At 40.3% G+C, this 14,652-nt stretch carries 10 protein-coding genes; 4 read left to right on the top strand and 6 right to left on the bottom strand.

Annotated features, from left to right (window positions below; translation table 11 throughout):
• Positions 1–4 precede the first annotated feature (4 nt).
• A complete protein-coding gene (locus tag H5181_RS07410; RefSeq protein ID WP_011637389.1) occupies positions 5–2,707 on the top strand; it encodes an acetate--CoA ligase family protein in 2,703 nt (900 codons plus the stop codon).
• A gap of 164 nt (positions 2,708–2,871) precedes the next feature.
• On the opposite strand, the gene H5181_RS07405 is transcribed toward H5181_RS07410, so the two are convergent.
• The gene (locus H5181_RS07405; RefSeq protein WP_182750648.1) at positions 2,872–3,894 is read right to left on the bottom strand and encodes a GGDEF domain-containing protein; all 1,023 of its coding nucleotides are present in this window, start codon (positions 3,892–3,894) and stop codon (positions 2,872–2,874) included.
• Positions 3,895–4,304: 410 nt separating this feature from the next.
• Here H5181_RS07405 and eco point away from each other — a divergent pair, with 410 nt between their 5' ends.
• Positions 4,305–4,871 carry a serine protease inhibitor ecotin gene (gene eco / locus H5181_RS07400; RefSeq protein WP_011637387.1) on the top strand — a complete coding sequence of 189 codons (567 nt, stop codon included), beginning with the start codon at positions 4,305–4,307 and terminating at the stop codon, positions 4,869–4,871.
• Positions 4,872–5,186: 315 nt separating this feature from the next.
• Here eco and H5181_RS07395 read toward each other — a convergent pair whose 3' ends face one another.
• The 5 genes from H5181_RS07395 to pssA form a co-directional block, all read right to left on the bottom strand.
• Positions 5,187–5,462, bottom strand: coding sequence for a hypothetical protein (locus H5181_RS07395; RefSeq protein ID WP_011637386.1), 276 nt, complete (start codon positions 5,460–5,462; stop codon positions 5,187–5,189).
• Positions 5,459–7,468, bottom strand: a complete 2,010-nt coding sequence (locus H5181_RS07390) for an ATP-dependent DNA helicase RecQ (protein WP_182750647.1) — start codon at positions 7,466–7,468, stop codon at positions 5,459–5,461. Before H5181_RS07390 ends, H5181_RS07395 begins: the two co-directional genes overlap by 4 nt.
• A gap of 129 nt (positions 7,469–7,597) precedes the next feature.
• On the bottom strand, positions 7,598–7,957 hold the full coding sequence (locus H5181_RS07385) for a hypothetical protein (protein ID WP_011637384.1): 360 nt from the start codon (positions 7,955–7,957) through the stop codon (positions 7,598–7,600).
• 150 nt (positions 7,958–8,107) lie between these two features.
• The gene (locus H5181_RS07380) at positions 8,108–8,911 is read right to left on the bottom strand and encodes a tRNA-uridine aminocarboxypropyltransferase (RefSeq protein WP_182750646.1); all 804 of its coding nucleotides are present in this window, start codon (positions 8,909–8,911) and stop codon (positions 8,108–8,110) included.
• A gap of 71 nt (positions 8,912–8,982) precedes the next feature.
• Positions 8,983–10,323, bottom strand: a complete 1,341-nt coding sequence (gene pssA, locus H5181_RS07375; RefSeq protein ID WP_182750645.1) for a CDP-diacylglycerol--serine O-phosphatidyltransferase — start codon at positions 10,321–10,323, stop codon at positions 8,983–8,985.
• 611 nt (positions 10,324–10,934) lie between these two features.
• Between pssA and dacB the strand changes: the two genes are divergently transcribed.
• The gene (gene dacB, locus H5181_RS07370; protein WP_182750644.1) at positions 10,935–12,599 is read left to right on the top strand and encodes a D-alanyl-D-alanine carboxypeptidase/D-alanyl-D-alanine-endopeptidase; all 1,665 of its coding nucleotides are present in this window, start codon (positions 10,935–10,937) and stop codon (positions 12,597–12,599) included.
• 269 nt (positions 12,600–12,868) lie between these two features.
• Complete coding sequence (locus tag H5181_RS07365) at positions 12,869–14,281, top strand: TonB-dependent receptor (protein ID WP_182750643.1); 1,413 nt, start codon at positions 12,869–12,871, stop codon at positions 14,279–14,281.
• Positions 14,282–14,652: the final 371 nt, after the last annotated feature.

Here is a 14,652-nt window from a genome sequence, read left to right as displayed (position 1 = left end):
CTTTATGAGTCAACGCAGTATTAATGCACTCTTTAAACCCACTTCTGTGGCAGTCATTGGCGCATCTAACGGCAATAAACGCGCAGGTAAAGCAGTGATGAAAAACCTGCTATCAGGCGGTTTTTCTGGTCCAATAATGCCTGTGACACCCAAATACACCGCAGTAATGGGCGTATTGGCTTACCCCAATATTGAAGCATTACCGATCAAACCTGATTTAGCTATAATTTGTACCAACGCCCTGAAAGTGCCCAGTATTGTTGAACGTTTAGCTCAATTTGGCTGCAAAGTTGCGATTATTATGGCTTCTGGCATGGCATCGCAAACTGACGAGCAAGGTAATAATTTACTGGAACTCACCAAACAGTATGCGAAACGATACGGTATGCGTTTATTAGGCCCCAATAGTTTAGGAATGATTTTACCGCCTATAGGGCTCAATGCCAGTTTAGCGCACGCAGGAGCCAACGTCGGCAAAATTGCATTTGTGTCGCAATCGGCTGCTATTTGCACCACAGTCCTCGATTGGGCCAACAATAAAGGTATTGGCTTTTCGTCGTTTATTTCACTCGGCGATGCCACCGATATCGACTTTGACGAATTACTCGATTATTTGGGCCGCGACAGTAAAACCAGCGCTATCATGCTGTATATCGATTCCATTAACGAAAAACGTCACTTTTTATCAGCCGCCCGCGCTGCCTCACGCAATAAACCCATCTTTGTGATTAAATCAGGGCGTAGCCGTGAAGGAGTACAAGCTGCAATGCTCCATACTGGTGGTATTGGCGGTAACGATGCCGTTTATGAAGCCGCTTTTAGACGTGCCGGTATGTTAAGAGTAAACGATTTAATTGAATTATTTGCTGCAGTAGAAAGCCTTGCTCATTCAACCCCATTAAAAGGTGAACGATTAGTTATTATGAGTAATGGCGGCGGCCCTGCAGTCTTGGCTGCGGATGAGTTGATTATTAAAGGTGGCAAACTGGCACAATTGTCAGAAAAAACCGTGACAGAACTGAATGCTATTTTACCCAGTACATGGTCACGACAAAATCCTATCGACATGATTGGCGATTCAGACAGCCAACGCTACGCAGATACATTAAAAGTGCTCATGAGCAGTAACGATACTGACACTATTTTGGTGCTACATTCGCCATCGATATTAGGTGAAAGTGTTGAAATCGCTAACAGTATTATCGACACTATCAATCAACACCCTAATCGCAATCGAATCAATATGCTCACCAATTGGAGCGGTGAAGACTCAGCTTATTTGGCCCGTAAACGATTTACCAAAGCAGGCATTCCGACCTATCGAACCCCTGAGGGTGCCGTGAGAGCATTTATGCACATGGTCGAGTATCGTCGTAACCAAAAGTTACTCCAAGAAGTACCGCAGTCAATACCCGATAATATTCCGACTGACAGCAAAGCCGCACGGCTATTACTGCAACGCGCCTTGGATAATGGTCAAACAGTGGTTGAAACACATCAAGCTGTGGATATTTTGCGGGCTTACGGACTCAACACCATTGAAACCCGCTTTGTAAAAGATGTTGATGAAGCGGTTAATGTCGCCAACCAAGTAGGTTATCCTGTAGCGTTAAAAGTGCAATCACCAGACCTACTCTATAAATCAGATGTGCACGGCGTAGTGTTAAATTTAGCTTCTGATGAAGATGTTAGTCACGCCGCCCACTCTATTATTGACAGGGTTCATCAAATTAACCCTTCGGCCAAAATTGATGGATTAATTATTCAAAAAATGGCGTTAACCGCAGGTGCTCAAGAAATTAGAGTGTCAGTAATTAATGACCCAGTATTTGGTCCAGCTATCTGTTTAGGTGAAGGTGGATCTGAATGGGACCCAACACGCGATGCCGCTGTTGCACTGCCACCATTAAACATGGCACTGGCTCGCTATATGGTGATTCAAGCACTTAAAACCCATAAGTTGCGAGACCGTCATTTGCCACTTGGTCTCGACATGAATGCTTTATGCGTGATGCTGACGCAAATATCTCACTTAATTATTGATTGTCCTGAAATTGCCGAAGTAGACATTAATCCTGTGTTGGCCGCGGGGGAAATAATCACCTTATTAGACGTCAATATGCGTCTTCATGCCACCCCGCAAGACAACATTAACCGTCTGGCCATTTTGCCCTACCCAAAAGAATTAGAACAAACTACCACGCTGAAAAATGGACTCGAGATAATGTTGCGTCCCATCTTGCCAGAAGATGAACCTAAGCACTTAGATTTTGATAATTCATTAAGTGATGAAGACAGATACAAGCGCTATTTTGGGGTGCGCTCACGAATGACCCATGAAGAAATGGCAGTTTTAACGCAAATTGATTATTCGCGTGAGATGGCGTTTATTGCGACGACAATGACAGAGGATGGTGAAGAGCTAACGTTAGGGGCTGTGAGAGCGTCTATCGACCCTGATAATACCGAAGCTGAGTTTGCTATGGCTGTTCGCAGTAATTATCAAGGGATTGGCTTAGGCAAGTTATTACTGGAAAAACTGATTGCTTACTATAAAACCAACAATACACTGTATTTAACGGGCTTTACCATGTTTGAAAACCGCAGTATGGCCAACCTCGCCAAGTCACTTGGGTTTACCGTATCATTTGATATGGAAGAACATTTGATAAAGATGCACATGGATTTACAACCAAAAGCGCAATAACATTTTGGTTGTATTAAATGTAATCAACTGCAGGTAAACATAAGCCCACATGGCTCAACATATAAAAGTTGATTCATTGTGGGTTTAACGGTGTTAAATCAAATCTTGGTATCAGCGAATAAGCAAAACAAATGCTAATAACACAGTACAACCACTGCGAGTGATTAACCAAACTTGACGCAATTTTTACCAGCGGCTTTGGCAATATAAAGTTGTTCGTCAGCACGCGATAATAAGGTATCTACATCATCACCCGTTTGAATAGTGGCCACACCAATAGAAACGGTAATATGGCCCAGGTTCTGTTTCTTTTCCTTACCTATAGAAAGCTGTTTTAATGCAATTCTTTCACGTATTTTTTCAGCCACATTAACGGCATCAATAAGCTTGGCATTGGGCAACATTACCACAAACTCTTCACCACCATAGCGGGCAACCAAATCATCGCCTTTAACGGTATGCTTCATGGCTAAAGCCACATAAGCCAACACTTTATCACCAATTAAGTGTCCAAAAGTATCATTAAACATCTTGAAATTATCGATATCTATCATCAACAAACTGCATACTGTTTGAGTGTCGACAAACTTGGTCATCTGCTCGGCGGCAAACAATTCATAGGAGCGGCGGTTTTTTAACGATGTGAGTTCATCCGTCATAGCTACTTTACTCAAATTTTCCATTTCGTCTTTAAGGTTGGCAATTTCTCCCGATAATGATTCAAGACTTGCAGACATTTGATGATTATTAGCAATGACTTGGTCAACTTCGGCGATTATAGAGCCAACAATAAGATTAAGTTCATCAGTATTAGGATTTGTTTGTAGCTTTTCACCAAATTCATTGAGGTTAGTTGAAAATGATTCAGTGCCAACATTTAACTGCTCAATCTTATTTAGTAAGCTGTTAATCAGGATTTGAGTTTCGATTTGTACGTTCTCAATAACTTCTGGTGATTGCTCTTCAATAAATCGATTGTATAAGCCTAAATTAACTTCGGGAGTAAATTGAACACCATTAGCAATTAAACCGTCAATTGCGCGTTTTAAATTAAGGTTCCTCTCAGCAAAATAATCAAACCAAATAGCATAGTTTTCTGGCGTAACAGGAATCGATAAGGTCGCCATTTTAGGTAACGCTAAATGCAGTATATGCGAGGTTTGTTCTAGATTTTGGGTATTATGCATCGAAGACGATACCTTATTAATAAATACAATGTGTCAAAGGTTATCAGTATGTTATGTCATACTTATGAACTAAACTCAATTATTGATGTTTCTGTTGCACAATAAACTAGCGTAAATAAAATATATTCATTTAACCCTTTCCATAGCAAGCATCGTTTACACTAAACAAACCACGCTAACTATGGGATAAAGAGGGATAATCTAAATTCAAACTGAATGAGTTGATATCAAACCTGCCATGATTTTTATTAACAGTGCAATTGGTATGTTAAAAGACCATTTACTCCCTTGTTTGGAGATCAATTGACAGTAAGTACACATTAAAAATCAATTACCTTTTGAGCCGGTAACCACAAATACAATGCTATTTTATAGAAGTAGCGTTACATGCATTTTTATAAGGACAGAATATGAAACCTCTCAGTGTTACTGATACCATAAAAATCGCGATGACGGTTACAGTCATCTTTGCTAGTGTTATCTCATTTGGAACCAGAGCAACCAGTCCCGTTGACAATAATTATCTGAACACCCTAAAAATCAATAGTACGGTTATGGATGTCAGTCAATATAAGCCGCAAGAAGCTAGTAAAATGTATCCTGCCCCCACAGAGGGAATGGTCCAACATGTATTAACCCTACCAGCACTAAATGATGAGCAAGATTACATGCTTGAAGTGCAAATAGGCCAAAATAAAATTGTCGATTGTAATAAGACTAAACTCATCGGTGAAATTGACAAAATATCGCTAGCTGGTTGGGGATATGTCTATTACCAAGTAGATAAGGTGATGCAAGGTCCGACAACCAAAATGATGTGCACTAACGCCAAATCAGCTGAGTTTATTGTGCTTAATGAAGCCATGACGTTACGCTATGACAGCCGTCAACCAAAAGTGTTCTATTTGCCAGAAGGCACCGAATTACGCTATAGAGTGTGGAAAACAGTGAGCGAATTTGAGTTTAGTGGCCAGTAGCATTGGGACCCACAGGGCTTGTACTTATGCTTGGGATAGCTTGCTAATTCGTTGAAATTTTTTGGCTATTTCATTTGAGTTAGTTGACCCCTATCTAACGGCCAATGTGGGAGGCTGCGGCAAGAGTAATGCCAGTGAGTAGTGTAGATTGACACTCAACTATTACAATGGCTAAGCGGCGGTATTGCCTTGGTTGGAAAAGGTGATATGAAAATGGCTCATCAATAATTGGATAACATTGGGAAACGTTAAAATGATCCACTATTAACACTCAGCACACCGAGACACTCGTGTGCTGAGCTTAATCAACTCGATTTAGTAACGGCGAACCCTGACCACTTGCATTATTTCAATTTCAAATCCGCCCACGACTTCTTTTGCCGGGTAGTAAATCAAATTGACTTTATGGTCTAACAAACTCTTGAAACGTTGAGGTCGCTTGTATTTAAATGGCACATCGCAATCTTTAATCATTAACGTTTGAACCACCCACTCTCCAACTTGCCGTTGAATATGGGACACCACCGTCACGCCTTCACTTTGTATTAACTCACCGTGTCGCTCTAACAGTATTTTAGGAACCGGTTTCATGAATTTACCTTCTTAACAGTATCCAGAATATCTTGATATCGATAAGCACTAAAACGTCCAAAGCCATCTAATTGTTTAACTTTCAAACGACTAAACATTGGCATTATCATACCAGCAAGAAATTTAGCCTGCGTAGCAATGGTTGGAGTGGGTAACGATTTTGCTCGAGCCACTAACATTAACGGTTCGAGCAATGTTGTCACTGTGGCCGAGTCTGGTAACGGAGCCACAGCCTGTTTGGATAAGACGGCAATTTGCCCACGACAAACGCTGCAGTGGCCACATTCTTGTGGCACCGAGTGGTCATCAAAATAGTGAGCTAAATTTGCACTTAAACAACGATCAAGTTCAAAAAAATCGACTAGCTTACCAATCCGCACAATCTCTTTATGTTCATTCTCACTAAAATATTGACTGAGTTGCTGGGTCAATTGTTGTAATTGCTGCGGTGTCGCTAATGCCTGCTGTTGTACATCATACACTTGAGTGATTTTTTTTGTCTCAAGAATTATCAAATTCTGTTCAGCTAAATAGTCTAATGCCGCAACAACTCGTTGTCGTTCACAACCATGTTGTTGATATAAACTGTCAAAATCCAGTTGCCCCCACACCTTTTTAAACTGTGTATGGGCAAATACCTGACTCAAGAATTGCTGGCGCTGATCGTTAAATCGACTCAGGATGGCTTGCTGGTCTTCCACAAACCGATATTTAAATTCAGCAAAATAAGCATAGCTTGGACGGATCACGCCTAATAGTTCTAACTGCACAAATAACGTTTTCAAAGGCAATGAACGAATATTACATGCTGTAGATAATGGCGTTTCTTGTACCTCCCAGCGACCATTTTCGGTTTCAGATGCAATAATGCCTAATAATTGACCTATATTATCTGCTTCTGGCGTATCGCCGTAAACAAAATTTTCAACAGTATTTAATCCATCTAAATTTGCTAACGTCACACAATGAGCTAGCAAACCATCACGCCCTGCTCGACCGATTTCTTGGCTGTAATTTTCAATCGACTTTGGTAAATCAAAATGGATAACAAATCGAATATCTGATTTATCAATGCCCATACCAAAAGCAATCGTCGCCACAATCACTTGAATGTGATTCTGCATAAATTGTTGTTGAATATGTTGTCTAACCGTCTGCTCCATACCTGCATGGTACGCTGCAGCATTTATCCCCTGACGGATTAAGTGTGCAGCAACGTCCTCAGCAGTTTGTTGTAGAGTTACATACACTATGCCAGCACCAGTATAGTGTTTTACGGTAAGCGCGAGTTGAGTGAGCTTTTGTTGCTGATTAACCGCGACAACCGACAAATCTAAATTCGGGCGATAAAAACCGGTTTGTATTACCTGCTCCGCTAATAAACCAAAACGCTTGGCCATATCCAGTTTTACTTGTTCAGTTGCCGTTGCGGTTAATAACAAACTTTGAGGGATTGAAAATTCTTGGCAATATTGTGGAATTTTTAAATAATCAGGCCTGAAATTGTGCCCCCATTCTGAAATACAATGCGCTTCATCAACCACCAGCAACGAAATCGGTACTGATTTAAGAAATTGCCTAAAACGTTCATTTTTAAAACGTTCAACTGATACCATCAAAATTCGCGTACGTTGATCTCGTACATCACGCATCACTTGTTGTGTTTGATCATAAGTTAAACTTGAATCAATACTGGCCGCGGCGATGCCTTTACTCGCTAAAAATGCCAGCTGATCTTTCATTAAAGCCAACAACGGCGAAATAACTAAGGTTAGATTGGGTAACTGTTGGGCACAAAACTGATAACACAAGGACTTACCTGAACCGGTAGGAAATATCGCTAATGCAGAATGACCTGCCAAAATGGTTTCAATAACCGCTTGTTGGCCTTCTCTGAACTCAGTAAAACCAAATTGTTGCTGTAACAATTGATATAGCGTCTGTTGATCGAATAACTTTGAAGCGGCTTCAGAAGTTGCTGCGTCGCTATATGGTGAGGGAGTCATATAAAATCCTGTTGTTAACCCCAAACAACATAGGATTATACGATAATTGATAAAACGGTAAGCCTTAGCACTATGGGAATAGTTAACATACGGTCTAAAGTGCTATGAAAGGAATGTAAAACACATGACCTACGTTTGCCGTTTACGGGCAATATATTGATTAATCAATTGGGTCAACTTATCTTCAAAACGCTCTTCTATGTCATCAAGATCTTGATCGAAAGAACCAATAAACTTAACCGCTTTGTCACGAGACAACACTTTACCTGCAAGACTGTATTGAATTTCTACTAAGCTTTTGTCTAAGCGAGGCGCAAGAAACCAATGACACACATCAGCATTTAAGTTTACTAATGCTCGCTCGGCTATTTGGCAAAAGGTGTTGATATGCTCAGCACCATCGGGCCCTAAACAACCGGGTTCAAGACGACACAAAACAACTAATTTTTTAGTATTTATCTCTCTAGCACTGTTTATCAACTCTTCCATAATGTGTACGAAACGGTCCTTAATAAAATCCTGTTGATTAGAATGTTACCTAAGTAAATCTTGTAACCTCATAGCAATAACTAACACCACTGGGGTTCAGTTAGCATCGCGTAATTTAGCAAAATATGCAACCGTTTGGCGCCGACTAAGCTATTTTTCAGCGCACTCATGACTGGCTTTTAATGCTTGTTTAAAAGCATTAATAAACTCAGCAATAGGCGTTAAGGTTTCTTTTGCTCGACGGTTACGCCCAAGCAATGAAGATTCTACGAATAAGTCAAACCAAGTCGATAATGCTAAACCATTTTGAGGCTCTTGAGCTGCGGTTAATGCCATTGCCGCGACTTCTGCCGTGCCCAGTTGAAAATCATGACTGCCTTTACGAAGAGCGTAAGTTGCTAAAGTTTCTGGTGCAAATGAAAGCACTGGCATTTGCTGTAAATACGGGCTTTTACGGTACATTTTAATGGCTTCACGCCAACTACCATCAAGCATCACCAACAAAGGTATTTTAGTTATGCCCTGCTCAGTGGTTAATGAAGTGGCCGTTATTTGCTCAACGACGACTTGATCGTTCTCAATATATTGTTGTGGGAACACTAAAAAGGGTTGATATGTTGGATTAGATAATAAGGCCAACATTGCAGTGTCTGTCTCGGTTCGAGTCCATAAAAACGCATGAGTGTCAGGAATTAAGTCGGCAATTAACCTACCACTATTGGTTGGTTTCAACACTTCATCGTTATACATAATCAACATAAAACTGGTATTGGTGTTTAAGTATTGACGATGTTTGCAGGTGCAAAATAATTCACCCAAGAGGCACAAATTGCATCTAACAAGCTTCTTTCCTCGCGCGCCAAAAGGCTTCGTCGACAAGGATTTTCGATATTCATGCAAACGGTGAACTGCATGAATTGGCGCTTTAGTGGGTTTACTCGGCAGTTCTGACATTTGGCAACTCTGAGATGAAAAAAGTTCATCACCAATATTGGTGATGAACTGATAAATGCATTAGGAGGAAATTATAGAATACGGCGTAATAAAAAGTCTGCTTTTAAACGGCGAATTCGATTCATGATTTTTTTCACCGGTTTAGGGTATTTCTGCAAAGTATCAATTTGGCTGTAATGGAATAATCGCTCAGTGTGTAGCAAGATATATTGCTGCTCCTGGATAAACGACTCTTTCCAGCATCCTGACTCATCATGCAATAATAAGCCATTTTCTAAATCCAATGCCCACGCTCGTGGGTTTAGGTTCGAACCTGTTATCAGATGTTTTCTATTATCGGCGCTGATGCCCTTCAAATGAAAACTGTTAATACCATCTTTCCATAGATGAATATTCAGTTGTCCGTTCTCAATAGCCCATTGCTGATTTTTGGCAAATTTACGCAGTGATTGCTCGTACATGTACGGCAACGCACCAATCGTTGAAAAATCTTGATCCGGCGGAATGTAGAAGTCATTCGCCGTTTTATCACCGACAACAATATCAATTTTTTTGCCATCACGCAGATGTCTTGCTAATGCACGAGTTAAAATTGTCGGCGGGTTGAAATAAGGCGTACAAATAAACAACTCTTTAGTCGACGAATCAACCAACTTAACAATAGTGTCATTTAATTCGTTGTTTTTTCTACCTAAACCCATCAATGGCGTAACACGATTACCCACTGTTGTAGAGGTATACTGATAACGCGCCTGTGATAGACGATGTTTAAAACTTTTTACATCGTTCTTTTCAGGGTTATCTTCATTGTCTGCCGCTTGACTTAAAACACTCACGGCAGGATCGCTAACAATATCCTGCTTTATCATGTCACGCATACTGCGTGCTAGTTCAGGACAATCGATAACATGGTATCTATCGAAACGGTATTTTTCTTGCTCGTGTAAATAAATGTTGTTAATACTCGCACCACTGTAAATAACAGTGTCGTCAATGATAAAACCTTTAAGATGCAGTACACCCATAAATTCGCGAGACTTTACCGGTACACCGACAATATCAAACGGGTGCGATGCTTGATCCATTAATTGACGATATAAAATATAGTTACCACTGTCACCCTTTTGACCTATTAGGCCGCGGCGTGCACGATGATAATCAACTAACACTTTGATATCTAATTGTGGGTTTTGTTTTTTTGCGTCTAATAACGCCTGTAATACCTCACGGCCAGCTTCATCATCTTCAACATATAATGCTGCGATGTAAATTGAAGATGTTGCCGATGCAATTTTAGTAAGTAAGGCTTGCTTAAAATCTTTTGGCTTAAGCAACCAAGACACAGCATCTGCATTTAGGGCAATACCACCTAGCTTATCCAGCAAGGCATCCTCCTTAAAATGGGTGGCCATTACGATAATCAGTAATGGGATCAAATTTAAAAAACATCACAGCGATATATTGTAATTGTAAGTACGCTGTTCAACTGTTTAGCAAGTAACACATGCCATGTTTACTGATAAATTGAGGGAATAAGTAACTTCAACCTCAATTGATGATGTTTCTTTTAACGCAATATCGATAGTGTTAACGAGATAACCTTTGCAATGATAAATATCATTGTTAGATGGTTTATCCTGGTCAGTCTATCCGCTCTAATCAACTTATATCACGCCACAACATGCTGTAAAATTGTACTATTGCAGCTCTTAGGCATCTAAATCTGACAGAGTGAGCGAGCTTGGCGTTCTGTTAAGCTGATAGAAATTACCGACTAACAAGGTGATGAGCAAGATTTTTCTCACTTAACGGCGGTTTTAGTACGCTTTTTTGTTGTTAATTCGCGCAATAAAGCAAGATTGCTTGCTAACTAGCCAACTAAAACACCAATGGTAATGAAGTAAACACCAATTTACATAATCATAAATAAGGAAATATAACCAAAAATCATCAAATGCGTATCAGGCAAGGATATCATCAGCTAACATAACCTATCGTTACTGAACTCTTGTTATAGGCTTTTATGAATTCCATTCTTTTTTGTCTCCCCCAGCCTCGTTTCTTTCATGAACAACCATCTTTGCGGTTCACTCAAGCCTTATGTCTGCTAGGAGCATTTATTACCTCAAGCCTGCCCAATGTATCGCTCGCAGCAGAAGTCCCCAGCCAGGTAGCACTGAGCCAGCAACAAACAATCCATAGCGATAATATTCACCAGCAACCTACAGCATTGTATCTTGATAATATGCTGCAGCTACTAAAACCAGCACATTCACAGCTAGGCATCACAGTGTGGGACATGACGACTCAAAAAACAGTTTTTGAGTACAACAATCAATCGTTAATGCAGCCGGCAAGTGTTCAAAAACTATTAACCGCATTGGCTGCAACTAAACAACTCGGTAAAGACTTTACTTACCAAACTCGCTTAACCACATTAGCCCAGCAACCTCTGGATAAAAGTCTGATTGAAAATGGCATATATTCTGGCGATATTTACATAGAATTTAGTGGCGATCCGACCTTAAAATACCAAGATTTGCGACAGTTACTTGCCTCTTTAAGTCAGTTAGGTATTACTGAGCTTACGGGGAATATTGTATTAACCAGCGAGCAAGATAGCCAACTGCAGGCGCCTGGTTGGGTATGGGATGATTTAGGGATCTGCTACGCGGCGCCAATATCGCCTTTCATCATTGATAAAAATTGTGTCTATGGTCGATTAGCAACAACGGGCTACAATAAAGTGGCCAACATCACCATGATGGGAAATCGGCCCATTGAAATCAGCAATGATGCTTATTTTGTCACCCCAATTGTCAACCGACCTGTCGCTAAACCCGCTGTTCAGACATTAACTGATGCGGTTGTGCTTCCTGCATACCTCACGGAATCAGTACCACAGTGTCAATTAACGCTAAGTCGTTTCGATAATAATCGCTATCATCTGAGTGGCTGTCATGTCGGGGCTAAATCGTTGCCTTTAGCAATAGCTATTACCGAACCACAATTGTACGCGCAACAGATCGTAGCCAAACAATTGGCTTCTTTAGGCATTGTGCATCAGCAACCCATTACAGCAAGTATAATGAACACAGAAGCGCAGTTTATGGCTCAAAGACAAGTCATCGCCAGCCACCAATCTGCAGCCTTGCCCCAGTTACTTGAAACCATGTTGCTCAAATCAGATAATTTAATTGCCGACAGTTTATTAAAAAAATTGGGTGAGGTTTATTATCAAGCACCAAGTGACTTTGCCCGGAGTGGCCAAGCATTGAAAACCATTCTGTATTCAATTGGCATCGATTTATCAAATGCAAACATCGCTGATGGCTCTGGTTTGTCGCGTTATAATTTACTCACGCCTGAACACGTATTAAGTGTACTTACTACCCTATACCAACAACCTGAATACCGCTTCTTACTCGAGTTGTTACCACAATCTGGTGTAAGTGGTACTTTGCGCTATAAACGCTATTTCAATAAATCTCCGTTGAAAAACCACGTGTTTGCTAAAACTGGCAGTATGCTGGGCATTGCAAACTTAGCGGGACGAGTTAATGTCAGTAATGGTCATGATTATTTATTTGTTTTATTCGAAAATGGGTTAAGTCCGCAGATTAAAAAACAACAAAAAGCGCCTTTTTCGGCGGTGTTTTTGCAAACCATGATGGATGTCCCAAGATAACATGTACTAGAGATAGCATATCCATAGCAGCCATATTTTGCTAAAACGGTGGCTGCTATCTTCTGCATAATCTAAAAATAACGATTATGGCCACCAGCATCGGTGACCTGAGTAAAAATGATACTTTAAACATCAATAAAGTAACAAATAACGTAAAATCATCATTATATCGACACAATTTTCCTTTCAGCACTAGCGCATATTTCAACTTGCTATAACATTGTTAGCCGTAACCTTAAGATATGAATATTTTATCGTGTGGAGATAATATGGATAAGCAAGTGAGTTCGCGTGGCACCAAAGAAAAAGCCCTTCGTTTAAATCTAGACGAAAAAAAGTACGGCACCATTGTCGAAATTGGTGCCGGACAAGAAGTCGCACGTAACTTTTTTGTGGCTGGCGCCGCTGCGGGAACAATAGCTAAAACCATGTCAGCCTACGATATGAAGTTTTCTGACGCGATTTACGGCGTGCAAGAAGATGGACGCTATGTCAGTAAAGCCCGCGTATTAGCAATGATGGAGCAGGAGTTTGACCTTGTTGTCGATCGTGTCGGCGGCGTTCGTTCAAAATCATCACGTTATTTCAGTTACGCAACAACCGTATCGGCTAAAAGTTTTAATCGTAAAAATGAATGCCATGCGTGGTGTGGTGTGCGGATTCAAATGTACCCTGGTGCAGAGCCTTCTAATATTATTGTCCATGTGCGCATGTTTGACGATACCGCTGAAGCTCAGCAGCAAGCGCTAGGTATTTTAGGTGTAAACCTTATTTACGCCAGCTACTATTATTTTGAAGATCCAAAAATGATTATCGATTCGTTAACCGATAACATGAAAGCCAATCGAATTGAAATTGACTGTATTGACTTTCAGGGTCCCTACTTTGAAGATGTCGACAATCAAGCAAAGAATATTCATCTTATTCGCAGCTGGAAAACTCGCGCGATTATGTTCAAAGCCGATGGCACTGTCGCGGTACCTGCCGATATGCTGTACAAAAAGAACGTGTTAACCATTCGAGGTTCATTTAAACCTGTTACCAACCTTAATGTTGATATGATCCAGCAAGGCTACAAAGCCTTTTCGACATTAGAAGGGGTAACTGATAAAAATACCGTATTAATCGCAGAAATATCACTGAATGACTTACACGGTAAAGATGCCAATATGACCGAAAAGGACATTATGGAACGGGTTAAATTGCTTAATTTATTAGGCTATAACGTGATGATTTCTGATTACACCCGCTATTTCTCATTACGTGCTTATTTCCGTCAGTACACCCAATTGCAAATCGGCATTGTGGTGGGTATTGTTAACATTAAACAAATTTTTGATGAAGAATATTATCGTGGGATGGAAGGCGGAATTCTCGAAGCTTTTGGTAAGTTATTTCCTGATAATACGCGTTTATTCGTCTACCCAGAACGAGATGAAAAGGGTGAGCTAAATGACTTAAACACGGTCAGTGTGCCTAATAATTTGCGTTTTTTATTCCGCCACGTGCTCGATAACGGCTTTATCACCAGTATTGAATCAAGCAATCTTGATTTGTTTAATATTTTTTCTCGAGAGATTTTACAGCAAATTTGTCGCGGTCAAGGAGAATGGGTTGGCGCCGTCCCCGAAGCTGTCAGTAAAGCCATCATGGAACAAAAATTATTTGGTTACCGCGGCTAATGAATATAGAGCAACTTTTTACGATAACTAAGATACCATGCCTTGGTTAGTTACGCTGGGATTGAGTATTAGGCATTAGGTGAAAAATGATAACTTATCAGTGGTTAAACAATTGATTCCATTTTTTACTTTCATTATGCAAAAAGTTCGTTAATACACTATTGTTAAATGGCTAACCTAAATGAGGTTAGCCATTTTTTTTATTGGCATTTTATTCACTCAAAGTTAATTTAGTGTAATCAAATTTAAATGCGCTACCGTTAATGACTCTAGGCTACCCACACGGACTTAACCACACACGTTAACATTTAAATTAATACCATCATTAATGACTGCTCGTCCGTTTTTAATGTTCACCCTTACTAACCACA

It is taken from the genome of Shewanella sp. SG44-2 (assembly GCF_014164215.1).
Lineage (GTDB): Bacteria > Pseudomonadota > Gammaproteobacteria > Enterobacterales > Shewanellaceae > Shewanella > Shewanella frigidimarina.
This window is presented reverse-complemented; position numbering and strand designations above follow the sequence as displayed.